Consider the following 21,722-nt stretch of genomic DNA (forward strand, 5'->3'; position numbering starts at 1 on the left):
CTCGCCAGCGAACTCAAAACTCAGGAACCCCCGTTGGGCACGCACGGATCCTAGGGAGAAAAGAGGCGCACGTTCCCCACCAATACCTAGACCCAACCGATCCGAATCGGAATCGTTATCAATCTTCAGATCGCATATGAGCTGGGATTATCGACAAGTCTCCCGTACTCACGGCCGCTCACGGGGAAGTTGTCCTGGTCGGTGTGTTTAGAAGCGGTTTAGCCTGTGAAACCCGGCGAAAAGCGGATGTACCGCGCGTAAGATCATGTCCCACCGCCACCGCGTCGATCTCGGCGGTAACCCAGCGACTGGGCGGATTCGGCCCGCCACCGGAATCCACGGCCGGGCCCGGGCCCACGGCCGCGACTCCCCCTTCTCCCTGAAGCGGCCGGTCCCTTTCCCGCTCCCGGTCCCATTCGCGCTCCCGCACCCGCAACGTCCCATGGACAACGAGCGGTTCACCGAGCGATACCGACCCGGCGACATTCGCGGCGAGCGTGCGCCACGTCCAGACCGTATAGAAACTCGTATACGCGTCCGCCCACGCGTCCCGCCCCCGGTCCCACCGGCGCACCGTCACCGCCAGCCGGAACCGGGCCACCGCGACTCCCGCCGCCGTCTCCCAGAAATCCGGCCGCGTCGCGGCATTGCCCACCACGGTCACCCAGCTCTCATTCACCGGCCACGCCTCCCCCATCAATTCCCGGCCCTGCCGTGCTGTTCGTGGACCATGCTGCCCGGGATCGCCAGACCCCGCCGGACCCTGTGCACGACCCCGCGGTTGTGGACAACTCGGTCACCCGCCCGGGTGACCGACCGTCACGCGCCGCCCGCCGCGATGACGTACTGCGCCCGTACCTCCCCGTACCGGGCCAGCTCCGCCTCCACCGGCTCCAGCACCCGCCGGGCCCCGCACTCGGCCGCCGCCTCCCGCAACCGGCCCTCCACCGACCGGCCATGACGCCGGGCGGGCCCCCGCGCCGCCACCCGGGAGCCCCACGCCAGCGCCGGACCGACCGCCGCACCGCCCACCAGCAGCGCCGGCATCCACCACTGCGGCCCCCCGAACACCCCTGCGGCGGCTCCCAGCAGCCACAGCACCCCCACCATCTGCACCACCAGCAAGGTCACCTGAGCCGCCGCCACCATCGACCACCACACCGGCCGGATCGGCTGCCGGTCCACCGCCTCGGCCGCCACCGCCTCGTCGACCGCCTCCGCCAGCCCTCTGCCGCCCCACCCCGCCGCCTCCCGCACGGCCTGCGCCCAGGGGCCGGGCAGCCCGGCCGTCGCCTGGTCCCCGAGCGTCCGTACGGCCTCCTCCACCGCGGGGCGCGCCGTGACCGCCTCCACCGCCACCGTGCGCGCCCGCGCGCCCGGAATCTCCATCCGCTCCGCGGCTCCGGGGGTTCGCGAGGCCCGGGAGGCCCCCGAGGCGCGGGCCCTCCTCCCCCGCACCCGCCCCCACGGCGTTCCGCACCGCCATTCCGCTTCCCTCAGCCAGGCGCGCTCCGCCGCCTGTCCGGCCGCGACCGCCCCCGCCGCCTCGGCCAGCCGGTCCTCGAACTCCGCCCGCGCCCGCTCGGTGAGCCCGACCGGCCCGTTGTCCGCCACATACTGCGGCCGCAGCCGCGTCATGGTGCCGTCCACGTCCGCCGACAGCCGGCGCTCGGCCGCCCCGCATTCGGCCGTGAGCCGCCCGAGCGTCTCCCTAAGCTCTCCGACGCCCTCACCGGTCAGCGCGGACAGCGCCAGCACGGCCGCCCCCGGCTCCCCGTGCTCCCCGAGGGCGAGCCCGTCCTCGTCCAGCAGCCGCCGCAGATCGTCCAGCACCTGGTCCGCGGCCTCGCCCGGAAGCCGGTCCACCTGGTTGAGCACGACGAAGGTCACCTCGGCATAACCTGCGAGCGGCCGCAGATAGCGCTCATGAAGGACCGCGTCCGCGTACTTCTCGGGGTCCACCACCCACACCACCGCGTCGACGAGACCCAGCAGCCGGTCCACCCGCTCCCGGTGGCCCGGGGCGGCCGAGTCGTGGTCGGGCAGGTCGAGGAGGACGAGACCGCGCAGCGCGGGGTCGTAGGGATAGCCCGGGTTGCGCCGGTCCACCGCCGGGATGCCGAGCCGGTCCAGCAGGCCGTCGGCGTGGTCGGTCCACGCACAGGCGAGGGGCGTGGCGGTGGTCGGACGGCGGATCCCGGCCTCGGAGAGGGGGGCTCCGGCGAGAGCGTTGAAAAGTGTCGACTTACCGCTTCCGGTGGCCCCGGCGACGGCGACCACGGTGTGCCCGTAAGGATGCCGTCCCCGCGCGTCCGCCTCGTCGAGCACCCGCGCGGCCCCGGCGAGCGTGCGTCCCTCGAGCCGGGACCGGGACAGCCCGACCAACTGGCGCAGGGCCTCGAGACGGGGCCGCAGGGTGCCTGTCGCGAAGCTGCGCACGCCCGCCTGGTACACGGCGTAGGGAGGACCGCCGAAGGACCGCCGGGCGGTCTCCTCCTCCGGGAAGTAGCCGACCGTGGCGTGGGGAACGCCCGTCGCGGCCTCCTGTGGCCTCCCCTCGTCCACCGCGCGGACCGGACGGGCCCCGGCCCGTCCTCCGGTCCAGCGGTGCGCGCGCCGGGCGATCAGGCCGTCGTCCCATGTGTGGCGGCCCGTCGCCGCCCGGTCTCCCCCGCCGCCCTCGTTGCCGCCGTTGCCCTCCGTGGCCGTCACCTTCGGTCACCTCTCCTTCTGAAGTACGGACAGCGCGGCGATCAGCTCGACCTGGTGCTCCGGGGACATGTCCAGGGCGTCCAGCGGGGCCAGCCTGCCGTCGCGCTCCGCCCGCATGGCGCGCGTGACACAGTTGTCGAGCAGCCGTCCGCCGCGGTCGCCCAGACGCAGCGCCGCATGCGCGCCCAGGGTCTCGGCGAGCTTCTCGCCCGCCTTACGGGCGCGGCGTCCGCCCAACAGGGACGCGGCGAGCAGGGCGGCGATCTCCTCGGGCGCACAGTTGCCCCCGTATTCGGCGATCCGGGCCCGGGCCTCCTCCTCGGCCAGCTCCTCGGCGCAGCGCCGCCAGTGCCGTACGGCCACGCCGATCCGCTCGGCGGCGCCGGGCGCGTCGCATGGAGCGAGCCCGGCCCGCGCGACCGGGTCCTGCCTTCCGGCCTCCGCGACCCGCTCGTCGGCGGTGGCGGCCGCGCCGCGCAGCAGGGTGGCCAGGGAGTCGGTGAGAGCGGTAAGGAGCTCATCGGGGGTGCTGTCATGCGGCAGGCCGTGCCAGTGGGTGAGCGCACCGCCCGCGAGCGCCGCGCCTTGCGCGATCTCGCGCCGCACCCGCTCCACCGCCTCCCCGTACGCGCCCTCGACCCGCTGGACCAGCCGCACCGCGGCCGCGTGCTGGGCCGCCGCGGCCCCGGCCAGCGCGGGCATCCGGGAGCTCAGCGAGGCGAGCGTCCCGGCGGCCGTACGGGCGGCGGCGACGGTACGGGCGTACGGATCCTGTGCGTGCTGGATGAGCCAGGACCGCAGGGCGGCGACGGCGGTGGCCGGCAGCAGCCCGCTGCCGCCGCCCGCGGATTCGGGGAGCTCGGGGATGGTGAAGCGCGGGACATCGCCGAGCCCGGCCGCCGTAAGGAGCGCGGCGTACTGCCGGGAGACCTCGGCGGCCACCTGGTGCGGCACCCGGTCCAGGACGGTGACGAGGGTGACGTCGAACTCCTTCGCGGTCCGCAGCAGATGCCAGGGGACGGCGTCGCCGTAGCGGGTGGCCGTGGTGACGAGCACCCAGATGTCCGCGGCGCAGATCAATTCGGCGGCCAGATCGCGATTCCGCGCGACCAGCGAGTCGATGTCGGGCGCGTCGAGCAGTGCGAGCCCCCGCGCCAGCCCCGGGTCGGTCTCCACCCGCAGCGCCGCGGGCCCCTCTTGCGCCCGCCCCTCCTCGTCGTACGCGCTCTCCGCCCGCTCCCCCTGTGCCGGCACCCACACCCGGGTGAGCCGCGGCAGCACCCGCTGTCCCGCGAACCAGGGGTGATCGTCGGGATGGCACACCAGCACCGGCGTACGCGTCGTGGGCCGCAACACACCGGCCTCGGTGACCCGTCGGCCGACCAGCGAATTGACGAGGGTGGACTTGCCCGCCCCCGTCGATCCCCCGATTACCGCCAGCAGGGGCGCTTCGGGGGCGCGCAACCGGGGCACGAGGTAGTCGTCCAGTTGAGCGAGCAGCTCGGCTCGGCTGCGGCGAGCGCGGTCGGCGCCGGGAAGGGGGAGCGGAAACCGAGCGGCGTCGACACGGTCACGCAGTGAGGTCAGCGCGTCGAGCAGCCGGGGCCGTACATCCAAGATCGCCACGTGGTGAAGAATGCACGCTTTTGATGCCTTTTTGAAGCGTATGGTCACTCGTGCGCGTCAAAGAGACCCACCCGGATCACCCTAAAAGGGGCATGAGGCGGACGTGACGACAGGGGCGCGGGCATAACGAGTAGACAACACCCGTTCCCTGAGGCGTGAAAAACGATGCAAGTTTCAGACCTGCCTGCGATTATCAGACCGCTTCACCGAACCTCCACAACGTGCCACGGAGGTGAAGCAACCGGGGCGAGGCGCAAGGAGCCCTATCCTTGTCCCGGCAAGGTCACGGTCCGTCGAGCCCGGCCACCCGCACCACGGCCGCCCCGTCGGCCCCGCAGGCACCGGGGGCTCAGCAGTTCCGCGACCACCACCGGCCCCCGTAGCTCAGTGGATAGAGCAGGCGCCTTCTAAGCGCTTGGCCGCAGGTTCGAGTCCTGCCGGGGGCGCACTGGACCCTCTTCTCTACGCACGTAGCGAAGAGGGTCTTCTCGCTGTTCGGAGCGCTCCGCCGGGCTCGCATACCGCACCGGGCGCGCCCCGGCGGTCAGGGGGCGGCGCGGGAGCCGTCCGTCCTACTCCATGCCCCGCTTGCCCGGTGTCCAGAACGGCTTGGTGAGTACCGCGCGGCGGTCCCAGCCCGCCTCCCGGACGAGCACCTGGCGCACCCGCTGCACGGTACGGGCCTCCCCGGCGACGTAGGCGATACCGCCCGGTTCGGGGGCGAGGTGTCGTACCGCGTCCGGGAGTGAAACGTCTCCCCTGGTCAGCCAGTTGAGGCGGTCCGAGTGGGGCAGCGGCAGGCGGTCCGCCGCCGTGTCCGTCTCCAGGCAGCCGGAGACCCGGGCCCCGGGCGGCAGTGCGGCCAGCATCGCGCCGAAGGGGACGCTCGCCGTCTCCTCCCCGACGAAGACGTGGTGGGCGGCATCGGGTCGGAGCGTGAACGACCCCTCGGGTTTGCCCAGACGCACCCGCTCGCCGACCTGGACGCTCCTGCCCCAGCGCGCCCCCGGCCCCGCTTCGGCGTGGTCCAGTACGCACAACTCGACGGCGCCGGACGGGTCGTAGCGCCACACGGAATACGTACGGCGGGTCAGCCCGGAGCCGACCAGGACGCGCACCTGCCGGCCGGGGCGGACGTCGAGGCCGGCGAGGGTGTCGCCCTCGATGCGCAGCCGGCGCATACGGGCGGCTATCGGTTCGGCCTCGGTGACGGTGCCGCGGAGCATCAGCAGGTCCAGGACCGGGTCCAGCAGCGTGGGCATGGGGGTGCTCCTCGGGGAACTCGGGTGAATGCGGGGGAAGTTGGGCAACCATCGGCGGCCAGACGCGATAGTACGCGTTTGCGAATGGATGCGATAGTGCGTGACTTTCCCGAGCCCGGACCCCGAGAGGGGTCAGTCCTTGCGGTCCCCGGTGTCGTCGCCCGTTTCGCCCGCCCCGGGGAGGGGCGGCCTGCTCGACGTGATCACCTCCTGGGGGATGACCTCGGGGTGGTGGAGGTCGAAGGCGGGGGATTCGGAGCGGATCTTCGGCAGGGTGAGGAAGTTGTGCCGGGGCGGAGGGCATGAGGTGGCCCATTCCAGGGAGCGGCCCCATCCCCAGGGGTCGTCGAGATCGACCCGCTTTCCGTACTTCGCGGTTTTCCACACGTTGTAGAGGAACGGCAGAGTGGACAGGCCCAGGAGGAAGGAGCCGATGGTGGAGATCGTGTTCAGCGTGGTGAAGCCGTCGGCGGCCAGATAGTCGGCATAGCGGCGCGGCATGCCGATGACGCCCAGCCAGTGGTGCACCAGAAAGGTCGTGTGGAAGCCGACGAACAGGGTCCAGAAGTGGATCTTGCCGAGGCGCTCATCGAGCATCCTGCCGGTGAACTTGGGCCACCAGAAATAGAATCCGGCGAACATCGCGAAGACCACCGTGCCGAAGACCACGTAGTGGAAGTGGGCGACGACGAAATAGCTGTCGTGGACCTCGAAATCCATCGGCGGGGAGGCGAGGATCACCCCGGTCAGCCCGCCGAAGAGGAAGGTGACGAGGAAGCCGATGGACCACAGCATCGGTGTCTCGAAGGAGAGGGAGCCACGCCACATGGTTCCGATCCAGTTGAAGAACTTCACCCCGGTCGGCACCGCGATGAGGAACGTCATGAAGGAGAAGAACGGCAGGAGCACCGCTCCGGTGGCGAACATATGGTGGGCCCATACGGTCGCGGAGAGGCCGGTGATGGCGATGGTGGCGCCCACCAGGCCGATGTAGCCGAAGACGACCTTGCGGGAGAACACCGGAATGATTTCGGTGATGATGCCGAAGAACGGCAGGGCGATGATGTAGACCTCGGGATGGCCGAAGAACCAGAAGAGGTGCTGCCAGAGCACCGGCCCGCCGTTGGCCCCCTCGAAGACGACCGCGCCGAATTTACGGTCCGCCTCCAGCACCAGCAGGGCGGCCGCCAGGATGGGGAAGGCGAGCAGCACCAGGATCGAGGTGAAGAGGATGTTCCAGGTGAAGATGGGCAGACGGAACATCGTCATTCCCGGGGCGCGCATGCACACGATGGTCGTGACGAAGTTGACGGCGCCCAGGATCGTCCCGAAGCCGGAGAGGGCGAGGCCCATCACCCACATGTCGCCGCCCACGCCCGGTGTGCGCGCCTTGCTGCTGAGCGGCGTATAGGCCGTCCAGCCGAAGTCGGCCGCGCCGCCGGGGGTGAGCAGACTGCCGATCACGATCAGCCCGCCGAAGGCGAAGAGCCAGTACGAGAACATATTCAGCCGGGGGAAGGCGACATCCGGGGCGCCGATCTGGAGCGGCATGATCTCGTTGGCGAATCCGGCGAACACCGGCGTGGCGAAGAACAGCAGCATCAGCGTGCCGTGCAGGGTGAAAGCCTGGTTGTACTGCTCGGGACTGACCAATTGCAGTCCGGGCCGGGCGAGTTCGGCCCGCATGACCATGGCCAGCAGGCCACCGATGAGAAAGAATCCGAACGCGGTCACCAAGTACAGGTGTCCGATTTTCTTATGGTCCGTGGTGGTGAGCCAGTCGACCACGATACTGCCGAGTTTGGTGGGTTCGGCGGGAGCTTGAAATTCGGGCTTGGTTGTCGTCGCCATGTCCGTGTCCGCTCCTCGGCAGGATGCATATGTGGGCGGCCGGCGGCACCGGCCGACGAATACGTTGAATTGATTCGCCCACCATTACCCGAAGCGGGACGGCGATTCGGACCCGACTCGCCGTAGAGGCCCTTCTACGATCAGCGTGCTCTGAGCAGCCGTTCGTTTTATCCGTGCCGTCCATATGCGCCTACGGCTGTGGCTTTGGCTGTGCCGTCCTTCCCGCCTCGAGCTGGGACTTCGCCTCGCGCAGGGCGCGGCGTACCTCCGGGCGGGGGTCCTGACCGGCCAGCCTGCCCGGCAGGGCGATGGCGAGCCGCGAGGGCTGATCCTTCGTCCGGGCGGCCAGCTCGGTCCCGCAGTTCCCGGGCGCCGGGCGGATCCGGATCTCCAGCCGGTCTCCGTAGCGCTCCAGCGGCTCCGGCAGCGCCTCGGCCCATACGTCCGTGGGCGGCCGGTTGACGGTGACCGTCTGCCATCGGCCGCCGTTCTGGGCGTCGGCCGGCCGGGCCATCCGCGACGGCCTGTGCCGCCAACGCCTGATCCCCGCGCTCACGACGATCGCCGCGGCGCTGAGCAGCGCCGATCTCACCCGTCGCACACGTGACATCGGTTCCTCCCGTCCTCCGGGGTGAGGATGAGCAGGCGCCCCGCATTCGGGCACACGCCCATGCGGACATACTCCGCTCTCCGCACGGCGCCCGCCCGTCGTGGGCCCAGGGTCCGCCCCCGGTTACCCGCGCCCGGAAGCCCCAATCAGATGGCGCTCCGTGAGGGGCCTTTGGTGGAAACGGACCGTTTTCCCCGCCCGATCCGGGTCACCCGGAAGGATGGCGTCGGGTACGGCCGAACGAATCCCGAAAAATGTTCGACCGGGCGAGGGACCCACGGAAGGGCGCCTGAGCTGGGACGTCACGGACGCCGACGGCCGGGGCCGCACCATCCTCGGTCGATTTTGCCATCCCAGAAGGTGTACATGGGAATCCCTTTACCATCCCATTCGTTCCACGCATGCCCCCCACGCAACAGAGAACGAATCCAGTGACAGTGAAGGAGTGGACGCCGCGATGGTGTTCAAACGAGTGCTCGGCTCGCTCGGGGTCGGCGGACCCGTCGTGGACACGGTCCTGGACCGGGGGCCGGTGCGCCCCGGTGGGGTGGTGCAGGGGCGGGTGCGGCTGCGGGGCGGAGGCCGGGCCCGCGATATCGAGCACCTCGCACTGGAGCTGATCGCCAGGGTCGACGCGGGGCACGGCGGCGAGGAGGGCGCGGGCGGCGTGGCCTTCGACCGCCTCCGGCTCAGCGGGGGGTTCCGGCTCGACACAAGAGAGCACAGAGACATTCCGTTCACCTTTCACATACCGTGGGAAACCCCGCTCACCGAGCTGTCCGGACAGCCACTGGGCGTCGTCCTGGGCATCCGGGTCGAGCTCGCGTCGGCGGGCGCGAAGGACCACGGCGATCCGGAAGAGCTGATCGTGCGCCCGCTGCCGGTCCAGGAAGCCGTGCTGGGGGCGCTGGGGCGGCTCGGCTTCGGCCTCGTCGCCGCCGATCTGCGGCTCGGCCATATCGCCGGCAGCGGGCAGACGCTCCCCTTCCACCAGGAGATCGAGCTCACCCCCGCCCCGCGGTACATCCACGACATGAACGAGATCGCCGTAGCTCTTCTCACCGGCTCCGACGGCATGGAGGTCGTCCTGGAGGCCGACAAGCGCGGCAGGCCCTTCTCCGGCGCGTCCTCCCCCGGCAAGCGCCTCCCCGGTGGGCCTGCGGCCCCGGGCCGCCACACCGTGCGCCATGAGCACCTCGATCGTCGCGACTGGACCGCTGAGGTCGACTCCTGGATCCGGGCGCTCATCGAGGCCCGCGCCGCGCACACGCCCCGCGCCGAGGGGATCGCCTCGGGCATCTCGGCCGGTACGGCGGCCGGGGCCGCGGGCGGCGGCATGGTCGCGGCCGGGCTCGGCGACGCGTTAGGGAACTTAGGGAGGTTAGGAGACTTAGAGGGTTTAGAAGGCTCAAGGGGCTTGAGAGACTTGCGGGACCCAGGGCACGAGGGCGCGGACCAGGGCTGAGACACGCGGAAGGGCCACGGATCTCCCCGCGGCCCTTTCTGTACGCACCGGCGAACGGCTATCCACGGCGCCTATGAACGGCGCCCCACGGCATCGGGGTCGTCCACCGTCTCCCGCGGCTCCTCCGCCAGGCCATCGCCCCCGTTCTCGCCTCCGGCCTCGGCCGCCTTCGCCGCAGCGGCCTCGCGGCGCGCCGCCAGCCGGGCCGTGACCCGTCGGGCGACGGGCTCCGTCCAGCGGGCGGTGAGCGGGCCGAGGACGACCAGGATCAGGACGTACGCCGTGGCCAGCGGGCCCAGCGAGGGTTCGATACCGGCCGTGACGGCGAGTCCCGCGATGACGATCGAGAACTCGCCCCGGGCCACCAGCGTGCCCCCCGCCCGCCAGCGGCCCCGTTCGGAGATCCCGGCCCGCCGCGCCGCCCAGTAGCCGGTGGCGATCTTCGTACTGGCGGTGAGGACGGCCAGCGTCATGGCGGGCAGCAGCACCGGGGGGATGCTGGCCGGATCCGTATGCAGTCCGAAGAAGACGAAGAAGACGGCGGCGAACAGATCCCGCAGCGGGCTGAGCAGATGATGGGTGCCCTCGGCGACCTCCCCGGACAGGGCGATGCCCACCAGGAACGCGCCGACGGCCGCCGACACCTGGAGCTGCTGGGCGATCCCCGCCACCAGCAGCGTCAGCCCGAGCACCACCAGCAGCAGCTTCTCGGGGTCGTCGCTGGAGACGAAGCGGGAGATGTGCCGGCCGTAGCGGACGGCCAGGAACAGCACCAGACCGGCCACGCCGAGGGCGATGGCCAGGGTGACGCTGCCCGCCGCCAGGCCCGCACCGGCCAGCAGGGCGGTGACGATCGGCAGATAGACGGCCATCGCCAGGTCTTCGAGGACCAGGATGCTCAGAATCACCGGGGTCTCGCGGTTGCCGAGCCGGCCCAGATCGCCGAGCACCTTGGCGATGACACCGGAGGAGGAGATCCAGGTCACACCGGCGAGCACCACGGCGGCCACCGGCCCCCATCCCAGCAGCAGGGCCATGACGGCGCCGGGCAGCGCGTTGAGCACCGCGTCGACGAGCCCGGCCCGGTACTGGGTCTTCAGATTGCTGACCAGATCGCTGGCGGTGTACTCCAGGCCGAGCATCAGCAGCAGCAGGATGACGCCGATCTCGGCGCCGGTCGCGACGAACTCCTCGCTCGTCCCCATCGGCAGCAGCCCGCCCTCGCCGAACGCCAGTCCGGCCAGCAGATACAGCGGGATCGGGGAGAACTGGAACCGTCCGGCCAGCCGCCCCAGCAGCCCGAGGCCCAGGATGACCGCGCCGAACTCGATCAGAAAGACGGCAGACGAATGCATGGGCTTACACCCGCCCGAGTATCGCCGCGGCCGACTGCACGCCCTCGCGGGTACCGATCACGATCAGTTCGTCCCCACCGGCCAGCCGGAAGTCGGGGGTCGGAGAGGGGATCGCCTCCGCTCTGCGCAGCACGGCCACGATCGAGACGCCGGTCTCGGTCCGCATCCGCGTCTCGCCCAGCACCCGCCCGTTCCAGTACGACGTGGACGACAGCTCGATCCGCTCGGCCACCAGCCCCAGCTCGGTCGTGGACAGCAGATTCGGGCTGTGATGGCTTGGCATCAGGACCCCGACCAGTGCTTCCGCTTCCCCCGCTGTCAGCCTGGTGGACAGGGCACACTCATCGGGATCCTCCTTCCGGTACGCACTCAGCGTCCGGTCTCCGTCGCGGTGCGCGATAACCGACAGCAACCCGTTTTCTCGTGTCGTCAGGTCGTAGCGAACCCCGATGCCGGGCAATGGCGTACTGCTCATCCGCGGAGCGCCCACAATCATCCCTCTCGTCGCTCGAGTCTCATGACACCCTAACGAATGGCAAAGAATTGGTAATGAGGGCCGGTGGATGAGGGCGCGATGGGACGATGCCGACCGCATAAGGACGGGGTGGCCATCGACAGGCGAGGAGGATGGTGCCCGGAGGAGGATGGGGCCCATGATTGAGTGGAGGCGGCTCAGTACAGGCATCAGGCCGGTTCCCGATCCGGTCGCCACTCCCGTCATCTGGGGCGGGGCCTTCCTCGGTGCGCTGGTGCTGGTGGCGACCCTGAACTTCCTCGGCGGCCACGGCCGCCCGGTGTTCGCCCTGATCGGGCTCTCGCTGCTGGCCGCCCTGCTGGGGCTGTGCGCGCGCTTTGTCGCGGCGCCCGGTACGGCGGCGCTGTGCTGGCTGTTCCTCAACGGCTTCGCCATTCCGCCCGCGGGACGGCTCTCCTGGGCGGGCGACCGCGACGCCGGCTGGCTCGCCTGCCTCCTGGCGGCGGCCGTCGCGGGCACCGCGCTCGCCCGTATCGTCAACGCCCGGGCGGGATACCGCCGCGTCTCCCCGCTCGGCCGCCGACCAGGGCCGCCGGAGTGAGCGACGGCCGGTCCATGGCCGCAGCGGTCCCAGGCGACGACCTGTTCGTGGCCGCAGCGGTCCCAGGCGACGACCGGTCCATGGTCGTAGCGGTCCCCGGGGTGTGGCGCCCGGCCCCTCGCGCTAGTGCGGCATCGTCAGGACCGCCACCCCGTTGACGCGGTCGGCGGCGAGGTCGTCGAGGGCCGCGTCCGCCCGGTCGAAGGGGTAGGGGGTGACCGTGGCGCTGATGCGGTCCTCGGCGGCAGCGGCGAGGAATTCGCGCCCGTCCTCACGGGTGTTGGCGGTGACGCTGCGCATGGTGCGTTCGCGGAAGAGATGGCGGTCGTAGTCGAGGGACGGGATGTCCGAGAGGTAGATCCCGGCGATGCTCAGCGTGCCGCCGGCGTCCAGGGCCTCCAGGGCGACCGGGACCAGTTGGCCCACCGGCGCGAAGAGGATGGCGGCGTCCAGGGGCTCGGGCGGGCGGTCGTAGGAGTCGTTCGCGGAGGCGGCGCCGAGTTCCAGGGCGAGGGCCTGGGCGGCGGGTGAGCGGGTCAGGACGTGGACGACGGCGCCCTGGGCGATGGCGACCTGGGCGGTGAGGTGGGCGGAGCCGCCGAAGCCGTAGATGCCGAGCCGGCCGCGCGGCGGCAGGTCGGCGCGGCGCAGGGCGCGGTAGCCGATGATGCCGGCGCACAGCAGCGGGGCGAGTTCCTCGTCGGTGTATCCGGAGGGCAGCTCATAGGCGTAGGCCGCCGGTACGGTGACGTACTCGGCGTAGCCGCCGTCCGCGTCCCAGCCGGTGTACTCCGAGGACGGGCACAGGTTCTCCTGGCCCCGGAGGCAGTAGCGGCAGTGGCCGCAGGTGCGCCGCAGCCAGGGAACGCCGAGCCGGACTCCGGGGCCGGGGCCGTGCGCCCGCGAGCCCGCCGCGACGACCTCGCCGACGGCCTCGTGGCCGGGGACGACGGGGCTGCGGTGCGGGGGCAGATCGCCGTCGCGGACATGCAGATCGGTGCGGCACACCCCGCAGGCCCGGACCCGGATCAGCAGTTCGTCCTCCGCCGGTCGTGGCACCGGCAGCTCCACCTGCTCGATCCGGCCCGGGGCGGGGACCACCCAGGCCCGCATGGTCGCCGGAAGGTCGGCGTTCGCGTCGGTCGTCACACCGTCAACGTAACGCCGTGGGGCCCATCGCGACCGTAAGGCACGCGTTCAGGCCATGCGGCGTCAAAAGGGAAGAGATACGGCCGGAAACTGCCAACCGAGTGCGGGTCCGGTCAGGCCGAGGTGCCGTCCATCGCGGTGATCAGGCTCTTGGGCCGCATATCGGTCCAGTGCTCGTTGACGTAGTCCAGGCACGCCTGGCGGTCGTCCTCGCCATGGGCGACCGTCCAACCGGCGGGGACCTCGGCGAAGGCCGGCCACAGGGAGTGCTGCCCCTCCTCGTTGACGAGCACGAGATAGCGGCCGTCGGGGTTCTCGAAGGGGTTGCTCATCGCTGTTCTCCTCGCTCGCGTTCGGCGTCGACAAGTTTGACGGTACCGGCCGGAGTGGGCACCCGCCGAGGGGTTCCCCGAGGGCCCTGGGAAAAAGCCTGGGATACGGAAATGGCACCTTCCTGACGGAATTCAGCGTTCCGGTATGTCCCTCGCCTACGGTCCGCGGCATGGTCGCGTCCGCCACAACCGAGTCCAGGGGCTCCATGGCCATGGAGCTCACCACCGGCGACCCCGCGCTCACGGCCCGGCTGGAACGCGGGATGGACGCCTCGGAGGAGCAGCTCCGCGCTCTCGCCACCGAGGCCCGGGACCCTTGGGTCGCGGAGATCGCCGGACATCTCTTCGGCCCCGGCGGAAAGCGGCTGCGCCCGCTTCTGGCCCTGGTCGGCGCGGAGTTCGGCGAGCGCGATCCATCCGCCGCCGTGAAAGCCGCCACCCTGGCCGAGCTGGTACATGTCGCCTCGCTCTACCACGACGACGTCATGGACCAGGCCCGCACCCGGCGCGGGGTGCCCAGCGCCAACGCCCGCTGGGGCAACACCACCGCCGTACTCGCGGGCAATTGGCTGCTGTCGAAGGCCGCCCAGCTCGCCGCGGAACTCGGCCCGGAAGCCATCCGATTGCAGTCCAAGGTCACCAATCGGCTGATCATGGGCCAGATACGGGAACTCGTCGGCCCCTCGGACGACGACGATCCGCTCTCCCACTACTTCACGGTGGTGGCGGGGAAGTCGGCCTCGCTCATCGCCATGGCGCTGCAACTGGGGGCGGTCCGGACGGGCGCCCCGGAGCCCGCCGTCCAGGCGCTCGCCGAGTACGGAGAACATCTGGGAATCGCCTTCCAGATATCCGACGACATCCTCGACATCACCTCCACCTCCGAGGTCTCCGGAAAGGAACAGGGCAAGGATCTCGCGATCGGTGTCGCCAGCCTGCCGGTGCTGCTGGCGCTGGCCGACGAGCGGCCGGAGGCAGGTGAGTTGCGCACCCTGCTGACCGCCGCCACCGCGGGCCCGGAGGGCGCCGGGCTGCCGAGGGCGGTCGCGCTGCTGCACCGCTGCGGGGCGCTGGCAGAGGCGCGGACCGTGATGCACGCCCGGCTGCTGCGCGCCAGGACCGCGGTGAACGGACTGCCGGACGGCCCGGCGACGCGGGTTCTGCACGCGCTGTGCGACTTCGTGGCGCGCCGGGATCACTGACCGGCTCCTGTGGCGCCGGAATCACTGACCGGCTCCCGTGGGCTCCCGTACGCCCTCGCCGCCCTCCCAGGTCGGCCGGTGTCGCCGTCACGACGTAGCCTGATCCCTATGGGCAACTCACGGTCGGATGTGGTGAACGAGCCCATCGACCCCGATACCGGCCCGGCCCCGCCCGCCCGGCATCACCCCTGGCGGGGGCAGGGCCCCGTGGTGAGCGTGGTGGCGGTGGGCGGCGCGCTCGGGGCGACGGCACGCTACGGGGCGTCGCTGCTGTGGCCCACCCCGTCCAGCGCCTTCCCCTGGACGACGCTGCTGGTCAACGCCGTCGGCTGCGCGGTCATCGGCGTCTTCCTGGTGCTGATCACCGAGATGTGGACGGCCCACCGGCTGCTACGGCCCTTCTTCGGCACCGGTGTGCTCGGCGGCTTCACCACCTTCTCGACCTATGCCGTGGACTTCACCCGGCTGGCCCAGGACGGCCGTTTCGCGATCGCCTTCGCGTATCTGGCCGGGACGCTCGTGGTGGCGATGGTGGCCGTATGGGCGGCCGTGGCGGCGGCCCGGCGCGTTCTGGGCGTGTACGGCGGCGGGCCCGGCGGGAGGGCGGCCCGGTGACCGGCGAGCCCGCGCTGCGGCTGACCGTCTTCATCGGCGAGAACGACACCTGGCATCGCAGACCGCTGTCCGCCGAGATCGTGCACCGCGCCCATCGTGCGGGGCTCGCGGGTGCGAGCGTGTTCCGCGGCGTCGAGGGGTACGGCTCCTCGTCCCTGATCCACACCTCGCGGCTGCTGTCGCTCGGCGAGGACTTGCCCATGGCCATCGTGATGATCGATACGGAGGAACGGGTGCGGTCCTTCCTGCCCGAGCTGGAGGAGATCATGGGTGACGGCCTCGTGGTGGTCGACCCGGTCGAGATCGTGTATCCCCGGGGCCGGGCCCGGTGAACTGGCTGCTGGTGATCGCGGGCGGGATGGTCGGTGCCCCGCTGCGCTATCTGACCGACCGCGCGGTCCAGGCACGGCATGACTCGGTGTTCCCCTGGGGCACGTTCCTGGTCAATGTGGTGGGCTGTCTGGTGCTGGGCCTGCTGACCGGCGCGGCGGCGGAGGGGGCGGCGTCCGAGCGGGTGCAACTGCTGCTGGGCACGGGGCTGTGCGGGGCGCTGACGACGTACTCGACGTTCTCGTACGAGACCCTGCGGCTGACCGAGGAGGGCGCCCGGCTCTTCGCCGTGGCGAATGTGGTGCTGAGTCTGGTGGCCGGGGTGGGCGCCGCCTTCGCGGGTGTGGCGCTGGCCCACGCGATCTGGGGCTGACGGCACGACGACCCTCGCGGCGGCCTTACGGTCGTCCCGCCCCGTGGCACCCACCTCGCGGCGGCCTTACGGTTCGCACCGGCCCCAAGCGCACACCTCGCGGCGGCCTTACGGTTCGCACCGGCCCGCCCCCGCACCGCTACGGCAGCAGTCGCGTCGTGTTCGGCGGCAGGCCGAACGCCCCCGCGGCCGCCGTCCGCAGATGCTCGAGCAGCACCCGGCGCAGCTCCCGCGCGGCCCGGGGCGGCGCGACGTCCTTACGGTGGGCGACGGCGATGGTGCGCTGCATATCGTGGCCCGCGAACGGGGTGATCCGCAGCCCGGACCGGGCCGCCACCATCCCCGGCAGTACGGCGATGCCGAGCCCGGCCCGTACGAAGCCCAGCACCGCGTCCATCTCGCCGCCCTCGACCGTGAAGGACGGCTCGAACCCGGCCGCCCGGCAGACCGCCGTGGTGAATTCGCGCAGGTCGTAGCCGCGCCGGAACATCACCATCGGCCGGTCCCGCAGATCCTCGACCAGGATCCGCCGGCGCCGGGTGGGGGGTGGGGAGGCGGGCGAGGAGGCCACCACCAGCTCCTCCCGCAGCAGCTCGGTGGCGGCGAGCGCGGGAGCCTGGCCGGGCAGCGGGGTGATGATCAGCGCGAGGTCCAGCTCGCCTGCCGAGAGCGTACGGACCAGGTCCTGGGAGCCGCCCTCGTCCACGATCAGCTCGATGCCGGGAAACTCGTCATGGAAGCGGCGCAGCACATCGGGGACGAAGCTGGCGCACAGGCTCGGCGTGGCCCCCAGCCGCACCCGGCCGCGCCGAAGCTGGGCGACCTCCTGGACCTCGCGGTGCGCGGTCTCGGCGTCGGCGAGGATCTGGCGGGCCAGCGGGAGCAGTGCCTCTCCCGCGTCGGTGAGGGCGATATTGCCGCGCGCCCGGTGGAAGAGATCGGCTCCCAGCTCCCGCTCCAGGGCGCGGATCTGCTGGGACAGCGAGGGCTGGGCGACATGCAGAAGCTCCGCGGCGCGGGTGAAGTGCCGGGTCTCCGCGACGGTGGCGAAATAACGGAGCTGATGCAACTGCACACCACGATGATAGGCACCGGCTATGGACGGGCCATGGACGCCCGACCATGGCGTGCCCATGACATGTAGCTCACGACATACAGGCCATGACATAGGGCCCAGGACAAGGCAGCAGGGCGCCACCCGGCGACCGGCCTCGGGGTGAGCGGCCGTCGCCGGGTGACGACGCACGCCCTACTGGTGGGCGGCCAGCGCCCGGGTGCCCGGGCTACAGGACTCGAGCAGCGGGGTGAGCTCCGCCTCGGGCAGCTTCCGCGCCGCGCCGGGCCGGCCGCCGTCGAGGTGGGCGATGGACGCGTCCAGCCAGGTGCGGTGCGGTTCCACCCCGATGAACTCGGCGAGCCGGATCAGTTCCTTCTCCGGCTCTTCCAGCAGGGCCTCGTAGGACAGCGCGGTGCGCTGCTCCGCCGGGACGTCGTCCAGCTTCCGCAGACCGTCGAGGATCGTCTCGGACCACAGGGTGCCGAACGCGCTGAGCGGGATGGGACGCTCCATCACCAGCGTCGGGTCGTACCGGTCGCTCAGCAGCGGCGCCAGGTCGGGCGGGAGCTGGGCCGCGTGCTGCGGCGTCAGATGCTGCGGGGTCTCCAGGCCGAGGTGCATGGCCATCTCCCACAGCAGCGGGATCATCCGGAAGCTGAAGTGGCGGCTCATGGAGACGGCGCAGTCGGGGCCCTCGCGGTAGAGGTGCACAAAGCGCGCCTCGGGGAAGGCGCGGTGCATCTCCGGCACGCGGCCGATGGACAGGCCGGTCCGCTCGACGACGGCACTGGGGTTGCCGAACCGTCCGCCGAGGAAGGCGAAGAGGGCCGTCCAGTGGTCTGCCGGACGGCGGGTGGGCCAGGAGGTGACCTCGGACTCCAACTCGTCGAAGAGCGCGTCGGGGTCGTCGGTCAGATGGGGCAGCACCATGACGCTGATGGCCGGAATTCCGGTGGTCTCCGCGTCGAACCGCCGCTTGGGCAGCTTGTGGTAGAGGAACTCGGGCGGGGTGGCGCCATTTTTGATCATGCTGTTGGTGATCGCATTGGGCCGGGACAGATATCCCCAGAACTCCGCGCCGCTCAACGGAGTCTCGTCCAGCATCTCCGCATCGGGAATGCTGGCGAACAATTCATTGATGCTGAGGACATCCGGATGAATATTGATGACCTGAGACAGAGCCGTCGAACCACACCGACCGGTGCCGACGACAAATGTCAACTTCTGGTTGACCACGCGCACTTCCTCCCGTTTTCTCGGGCGACTAGTTGTTTCCCTAGTAGCCGTTCCCATAGTGGCCCATGACACACCGCGGCCCATTCGGCGGCCGCGGCGATGCTAATGGATGCCCCGGGCGACGATGGCCACGACCATGGAACAGGGGAAACACACACAACGGGATGCGTGGGGACGAACTCGAGGTTCGCTAGTTTCCGACACTTTTGCGCAACTTTCACATCCGACAGGGGCGTTACCCCCGGCAACCCACCAACCACCAGCAGCGAAGCGCGATCTGAGAGTCAACATGCGGCTTCACAACTCGGTTACGGGGGCGAAACCATAATCGAACAGTTTCTCCCGTGACGAGACGGTCATCTTTTCCTACCAACAGCACTGCTAGAGTGCGCATCCGCCCCATACCCCTGATCCTGGGCTGGCATGCCCAACCCGGCCGGGAGGGGCGGAAGTAGACGCGACATGACACAGAGCAGCCATACCGCCGCACAGGGTGTCAGCAACGGAAGGGATCTGGGGCACAACAGCGGCGCGGTATTTTCGACTCGGGGGACGATGCATTACCAGGTGCGCCATGCACGGTGATTCGCTTTCATGACCCCCGCGCATACGTTAAATCGGGGAAGGTGTTTCGTACGTGTTGGTGGAGCGCGATCAGGAGATAGCCCGGCTCAATCGGCTCCTCTTCGAGGGCGCCCGCGAGGGAAGCCGGCTCGCCGTGATCAGCGGCGCCGTTACGTCGGGAAAGACCGCACTGCTGCACACCATGGCGGACACGGCGGGTGGGCGCGGCGTCCGGGTGCTGCCCGCGGTCGCCTCCGCCTCGGAGCAGAAGTTCCCCTATGCCGTGCTCGAGCAGCTCTACCAGGGCATGCCGACCCATCTTCAGCCCTCCCGGTCGCGGCCCGGCCTCGAGGCGCTCCGGAACCCGCACGGCCCCGTCGAGGCCGAACTCCCGCTGCTCCAGGACTTCCACCGCACGCTCGACGAGCTGACCGGGGACGCCCCGCTGCTGATCGCCATCGACGACGTCCAGTTCGCCGACCTTCCGTCGCTGCGCTGCCTGGCGTACGGCATCCGCCGCTGCCGCTCCGAGGCGCTGTCCGTCGTGGTCAGCCGCGGGTCGCTGACCGGCCCCGCCGCCACCGCCCTGGACGAGCTGCTGCACGAGCCGAAGGTGTGCCATGTCCGGCTCGCCCCGCTCACCGTCGCGGGCGTATCCACGCTGCTGAACCAGGAGTTGGGCACCGCGGAGGCCGGGCGCCACGCCGCCGCGTACCACGAGATGACCGGCGGCAATCTGCTGCTGCTGCGCGGCCTCCTGGACGACCGGTTCTCCCGTCTGACCCGCGGCCCCCTCGACCCCGCGCCCGGAACGGACGCCCCGGTGGCCGGGGAGCTGTTCCGGCAGGCGGCGCTGTCCTGCGTGTACCGCGGCGGCCCGGCCCACCGCCGGGTGGCCCACGGGGTCGCGCTGCTGGGTGACGCCACGTCCGTTCCGCTGCTGAGCAGGCTGATCGAGGTCGAGGAGCGGCTGGTCCGGCAGTCCGTCGGGCTGCTCACCGAGGTGGGCATCCTGCACGGCGGACGGTTCCGCAGCGACGCGGTGCGCACCGTGCTGCTGGACGATCTGGAGCCGCACGAGCTGGGCCCGCTGCATCTGCGCGCCGCCCGGCTGCTGTACGAGGAGGGCGCCGACCCCATCGACGTGGCCCGCCATCTGCTCAGCCACGAGGCGTCCGGGCCGGTCGAGGAGTGGATCTCGCAGGCGCTGTGCGACGCGGCGGTGCACGCCATCGCCGCGGACCGCAGGGAACTCGCCATGAGCTGCCTTCAGATGGCCGACCGGTACAGCACCGACGAACGTGAGGCGCTTCAGCTCCAGGCCACGATGGTGCAGGCCATGTGGCCGTTCAACCCGCTGTCCCAGATGCGGCGGCTCCAGGCGCTGGCCGGTCCGGCCGGCAGCGGGCTGCTGCCCGCGCCGCAGACCATCCCGGTCGTCATCGGGCTGCTGGGGCTGGGCCGGATGGGCGAGGCGGCCGCCGCGCTGGAGCAGGTCAGCCGGGCCGCCGCCGAGCACCCGGGCACCGATCTGGACACCGCGCTGCGCGCCATCCGGCTCGCGCTGTCCGCCACCTACCCCGACCACCCCGAACTGCGGCCCTTCCTGGACCTGGAGGAGTGCGACGGCCCGTGGGACGTCGGCCCGCTGTCGCCGGGCCAGTCCCCGGAGTCGCCCCAGTTGACCGCGTACCGGGCGCTGCGGACCGTACTGAGCCGCGGTGTCGACGAGCGCGCCGTGCGGGCGGCTGAGCGGGTGCTGGAGACCGTCCGGCTCTCCGACCGGACGATGCTCACGGTGCACGCCGCGCTCCAGACGCTGGTGTACGCGGACCGCCACGCCACCGCCACCAGTTGGTGCGACCGGCTGATCGAGGAGACCTCGGAGCGCGGCGCCAAGGCGCTGCTGGCCTACTTCTGTGTGCTGCGGGCCCAGATCGCGCTGCGCGTCGGACGGCTGCGGGACACGGTCCGGTACGCGGAGCGGGCGCTGGAGGAGCTTCCGGCGCGCGGCTGGGGGGTCACCGTCGGCATGCCGCTCGGGATGTTGATCAACGCGCACACAGCGATGGGCAATCACGAAGCGGCGGCCGAACTGCTCGCCCGCCCGGTGCCGGAGGAGATGTACCGGAACCGCTTCGGACTGCACTACCTCTACGCCCGGGCCCGGCACCAACTGGCCACCGGCCGGCAGCACGCGGCCCTCACCGACTTCCGCGCCTGCGGCGAGAAGATGGCCGCCTGGGGCCTGGACTCGCCCGCCACCCTGACCTGGCGGCTCGGCGCCGCCGAGACCTGGCTGACCCTGGGCGGCCAGGAGCGGGCGGCGCGGCTGGCGGAGGAGCAGCTCGAGCTGGCCGGGGAGTCCTCGTCCCGCACCCGGGGCGCCGCACTGCGGGTGCTGGCCGCCACCCGGCCGCTGAACGAGCGGATCGCGCTGCTCCAGCAGGCGGTGGGGGTGCTCCAGGCGAGCGGCGGCTGGTACGAGATGGCGCGGGCGCTGGCGGATCTGGCGGAGGCGCACAAGCAGCTCGGCGATCTGGACACCAGCCGGCTGATGACCCGTCGGGCCCTGCGGCTCGCGGACAGTTGCGGCGCGGAGGAGCTGTCCCGTTCGCTTCAGCGCACTCCGGCCCGTTCGGCCCTGTCGGAAGCGACCCGTACCGGCGAGGATACGGCCGCCTTTTCCGAACTCTCCGACGCCGAGAGCCGGGTCGCAGCACTAGCAGCTTCCGGCTACACCAACCGGGAGATCGCCGCTAAGCTCTACATCACGATCTCCACGGTGGAACAACACTTGACCCGTGTCTACCGGAAGATCAACATCAGCCAGCGCCGAGAACTGCCCGCGAGCCTGGATTTCGATGTCGCTTACACCGCCTGATATCCCCGCGATGCCACTCGGCC

The 21,722-nt window shown here is 71.0% G+C and carries 19 protein-coding genes and 1 tRNA gene; 8 read left to right on the forward strand and 12 right to left on the reverse strand.

Features of this window, described 5'->3' with window-relative positions:
* Window positions 1-178: 178 nt before the first annotated feature.
* From ACK1X7_RS18155 to ACK1X7_RS18165, 3 genes are all read right to left on the reverse strand, one after another.
* On the reverse strand, window positions 179-697 hold the full coding sequence (locus ACK1X7_RS18155) for a single-stranded DNA-binding protein (RefSeq protein ID WP_385143825.1): 519 nt from the start codon (window positions 695-697) through the stop codon (window positions 179-181).
* A gap of 122 nt (window positions 698-819) precedes the next feature.
* Complete coding sequence (locus ACK1X7_RS18160; RefSeq protein ID WP_398159990.1) at window positions 820-2,712, reverse strand: GTPase; 1,893 nt, start codon at window positions 2,710-2,712, stop codon at window positions 820-822.
* Between the two features lie 6 nt (window positions 2,713-2,718).
* The gene (locus ACK1X7_RS18165; RefSeq protein ID WP_385143833.1) at window positions 2,719-4,329 is read right to left on the reverse strand and encodes a dynamin family protein; all 1,611 of its coding nucleotides are present in this window, start codon (window positions 4,327-4,329) and stop codon (window positions 2,719-2,721) included.
* 382 nt (window positions 4,330-4,711) lie between these two features.
* On the opposite strand from ACK1X7_RS18165, the gene ACK1X7_RS18170 reads away from it, so the two are divergent.
* Window positions 4,712-4,784, forward strand: a tRNA-Arg gene (locus ACK1X7_RS18170).
* A 126-nt stretch (window positions 4,785-4,910) separates the two neighbouring features.
* On the opposite strand, the gene ACK1X7_RS18175 is transcribed toward ACK1X7_RS18170, so the two are convergent.
* The 3 genes from ACK1X7_RS18175 to ACK1X7_RS18185 all read right to left on the reverse strand — a co-directional run bounded on the left by ACK1X7_RS18175 (window position 4,911) and on the right by ACK1X7_RS18185 (window position 8,061).
* Window positions 4,911-5,600, reverse strand: coding sequence for a siderophore-interacting protein (locus ACK1X7_RS18175; RefSeq protein WP_385143821.1), 690 nt, complete (start codon window positions 5,598-5,600; stop codon window positions 4,911-4,913).
* 132 nt (window positions 5,601-5,732) lie between these two features.
* A complete protein-coding gene (ctaD, locus tag ACK1X7_RS18180) occupies window positions 5,733-7,451 on the reverse strand; it encodes a cytochrome c oxidase subunit I (protein ID WP_385143819.1) in 1,719 nt (572 codons plus the stop codon).
* 190 nt (window positions 7,452-7,641) lie between these two features.
* Window positions 7,642-8,061 (reverse strand): hypothetical protein, encoded by a 420-nt coding sequence (locus ACK1X7_RS18185; protein WP_385143817.1) that lies wholly within the window; start codon window positions 8,059-8,061, stop codon window positions 7,642-7,644.
* 457 nt (window positions 8,062-8,518) lie between these two features.
* Between ACK1X7_RS18185 and ACK1X7_RS18190 the strand changes: the two genes are divergently transcribed.
* Complete coding sequence (locus ACK1X7_RS18190; RefSeq protein WP_413115351.1) at window positions 8,519-9,526, forward strand: sporulation protein; 1,008 nt, start codon at window positions 8,519-8,521, stop codon at window positions 9,524-9,526.
* Window positions 9,527-9,597: 71 nt separating this feature from the next.
* On the opposite strand, the gene ACK1X7_RS18195 is transcribed toward ACK1X7_RS18190, so the two are convergent.
* Together ACK1X7_RS18195 and ACK1X7_RS18200 are read right to left on the reverse strand one after the other, a co-directional pair.
* Window positions 9,598-10,881 carry a cation:proton antiporter gene (locus ACK1X7_RS18195; RefSeq protein ID WP_385143813.1) on the reverse strand — a complete coding sequence of 428 codons (1,284 nt, stop codon included), beginning with the start codon at window positions 10,879-10,881 and terminating at the stop codon, window positions 9,598-9,600.
* A 4-nt stretch (window positions 10,882-10,885) separates the two neighbouring features.
* Entirely contained in the window at window positions 10,886-11,356 is a 471-nt protein-coding gene (locus ACK1X7_RS18200) for a TrkA C-terminal domain-containing protein (RefSeq protein ID WP_216342501.1), read from the reverse strand.
* A gap of 178 nt (window positions 11,357-11,534) precedes the next feature.
* On the opposite strand from ACK1X7_RS18200, the gene ACK1X7_RS18205 reads away from it, so the two are divergent.
* On the forward strand, window positions 11,535-11,957 hold the full coding sequence (locus tag ACK1X7_RS18205) for a hypothetical protein (protein WP_385143811.1): 423 nt from the start codon (window positions 11,535-11,537) through the stop codon (window positions 11,955-11,957).
* A 123-nt stretch (window positions 11,958-12,080) separates the two neighbouring features.
* Here the strand turns inward: ACK1X7_RS18205 and ACK1X7_RS18210 are convergent, their stop codons facing one another.
* Both ACK1X7_RS18210 and ACK1X7_RS18215 read right to left on the reverse strand, forming a co-directional pair.
* Complete coding sequence (locus tag ACK1X7_RS18210; RefSeq protein WP_385143831.1) at window positions 12,081-13,070, reverse strand: zinc-dependent alcohol dehydrogenase family protein; 990 nt, start codon at window positions 13,068-13,070, stop codon at window positions 12,081-12,083.
* A 149-nt stretch (window positions 13,071-13,219) separates the two neighbouring features.
* Entirely contained in the window at window positions 13,220-13,438 is a 219-nt protein-coding gene (locus ACK1X7_RS18215; RefSeq protein ID WP_014060764.1) for an MbtH family protein, read from the reverse strand.
* Between the two features lie 170 nt (window positions 13,439-13,608).
* Here ACK1X7_RS18215 and ACK1X7_RS18220 point away from each other — a divergent pair, with 170 nt between their 5' ends.
* The 4 genes from ACK1X7_RS18220 (at window position 13,609) to crcB (ACK1X7_RS18235) (ending at window position 15,958) form a co-directional block, all read left to right on the forward strand.
* Window positions 13,609-14,640: a polyprenyl synthetase family protein gene (locus tag ACK1X7_RS18220; RefSeq protein WP_385143809.1), complete on the forward strand. Its 1,032-nt coding sequence runs from the start codon at window positions 13,609-13,611 to the stop codon at window positions 14,638-14,640.
* A 108-nt stretch (window positions 14,641-14,748) separates the two neighbouring features.
* Window positions 14,749-15,255: a fluoride efflux transporter CrcB gene (crcB, locus tag ACK1X7_RS18225; RefSeq protein WP_385143807.1), complete on the forward strand. Its 507-nt coding sequence runs from the start codon at window positions 14,749-14,751 to the stop codon at window positions 15,253-15,255.
* A complete protein-coding gene (locus ACK1X7_RS18230; RefSeq protein WP_382957103.1) occupies window positions 15,252-15,587 on the forward strand; it encodes a DUF190 domain-containing protein in 336 nt (111 codons plus the stop codon). The genes crcB (ACK1X7_RS18225) and ACK1X7_RS18230 overlap by 4 nt, the downstream gene beginning before the upstream one ends.
* Window positions 15,584-15,958, forward strand: coding sequence for a fluoride efflux transporter CrcB (crcB, locus tag ACK1X7_RS18235; RefSeq protein ID WP_385143805.1), 375 nt, complete (start codon window positions 15,584-15,586; stop codon window positions 15,956-15,958). The genes ACK1X7_RS18230 and crcB (ACK1X7_RS18235) overlap by 4 nt, the downstream gene beginning before the upstream one ends.
* Window positions 15,959-16,097: 139 nt before the next feature.
* Here crcB (ACK1X7_RS18235) and ACK1X7_RS18240 read toward each other — a convergent pair whose 3' ends face one another.
* Together ACK1X7_RS18240 and ACK1X7_RS18245 are read right to left on the reverse strand one after the other, a co-directional pair.
* A complete protein-coding gene (locus ACK1X7_RS18240) occupies window positions 16,098-17,033 on the reverse strand; it encodes a LysR family transcriptional regulator (protein ID WP_390793173.1) in 936 nt (311 codons plus the stop codon).
* A gap of 174 nt (window positions 17,034-17,207) precedes the next feature.
* Window positions 17,208-18,308: a sulfotransferase gene (locus ACK1X7_RS18245; RefSeq protein ID WP_385143803.1), complete on the reverse strand. Its 1,101-nt coding sequence runs from the start codon at window positions 18,306-18,308 to the stop codon at window positions 17,208-17,210.
* A 580-nt stretch (window positions 18,309-18,888) separates the two neighbouring features.
* Here ACK1X7_RS18245 and ACK1X7_RS18250 point away from each other — a divergent pair.
* Window positions 18,889-21,699, forward strand: a complete 2,811-nt coding sequence (locus ACK1X7_RS18250) for a helix-turn-helix transcriptional regulator (RefSeq protein WP_413115352.1) — start codon at window positions 18,889-18,891, stop codon at window positions 21,697-21,699.
* The last annotated feature ends 23 nt before the right edge of the window (window positions 21,700-21,722 follow it).

Source organism: Streptomyces sp. CY-1, from assembly GCF_047218265.1.
Taxonomy (GTDB): Bacteria; Actinomycetota; Actinomycetes; order Streptomycetales; family Streptomycetaceae; genus Streptomyces; species Streptomyces niphimycinicus.

Bases quoted from the DNA above. Each gene is read 5' to 3' on its own strand.
- ctaD (WP_385143819.1), bottom strand. From the start codon at position 7,451: ATGGCGACGACAACCAAGCCCGAATTTCAAGCTCCCGCCGAACCCACC.
- ACK1X7_RS18210 (WP_385143831.1), bottom strand. From the start codon at position 13,070: ATGCGGGCCTGGGTGGTCCCCGCCCCGGGCCGGATCGAGCAGGTGGAG.
- ACK1X7_RS18175 (WP_385143821.1), bottom strand. From the start codon at position 5,600: ATGCCCACGCTGCTGGACCCGGTCCTGGACCTGCTGATGCTCCGCGGC.
- ACK1X7_RS18205 (WP_385143811.1), top strand. From the start codon at position 11,535: ATGATTGAGTGGAGGCGGCTCAGTACAGGCATCAGGCCGGTTCCCGAT.
- ACK1X7_RS18245 (WP_385143803.1), bottom strand. From the start codon at position 18,308: ATGGGAACGGCTACTAGGGAAACAACTAGTCGCCCGAGAAAACGGGAG.
- ACK1X7_RS18155 (WP_385143825.1), bottom strand. From the start codon at position 697: ATGGGGGAGGCGTGGCCGGTGAATGAGAGCTGGGTGACCGTGGTGGGC.
- ACK1X7_RS18220 (WP_385143809.1), top strand. From the start codon at position 13,609: ATGGTCGCGTCCGCCACAACCGAGTCCAGGGGCTCCATGGCCATGGAG.
- ACK1X7_RS18215 (WP_014060764.1), bottom strand. From the start codon at position 13,438: ATGAGCAACCCCTTCGAGAACCCCGACGGCCGCTATCTCGTGCTCGTC.
- ACK1X7_RS18185 (WP_385143817.1), bottom strand. From the start codon at position 8,061: ATGTCACGTGTGCGACGGGTGAGATCGGCGCTGCTCAGCGCCGCGGCG.
- ACK1X7_RS18195 (WP_385143813.1), bottom strand. From the start codon at position 10,881: ATGCATTCGTCTGCCGTCTTTCTGATCGAGTTCGGCGCGGTCATCCTG.
- crcB (WP_385143807.1), top strand. From the start codon at position 14,749: ATGGGCAACTCACGGTCGGATGTGGTGAACGAGCCCATCGACCCCGAT.
- ACK1X7_RS18200 (WP_216342501.1), bottom strand. From the start codon at position 11,356: ATGAGCAGTACGCCATTGCCCGGCATCGGGGTTCGCTACGACCTGACG.
- ACK1X7_RS18190 (WP_413115351.1), top strand. From the start codon at position 8,519: ATGGTGTTCAAACGAGTGCTCGGCTCGCTCGGGGTCGGCGGACCCGTC.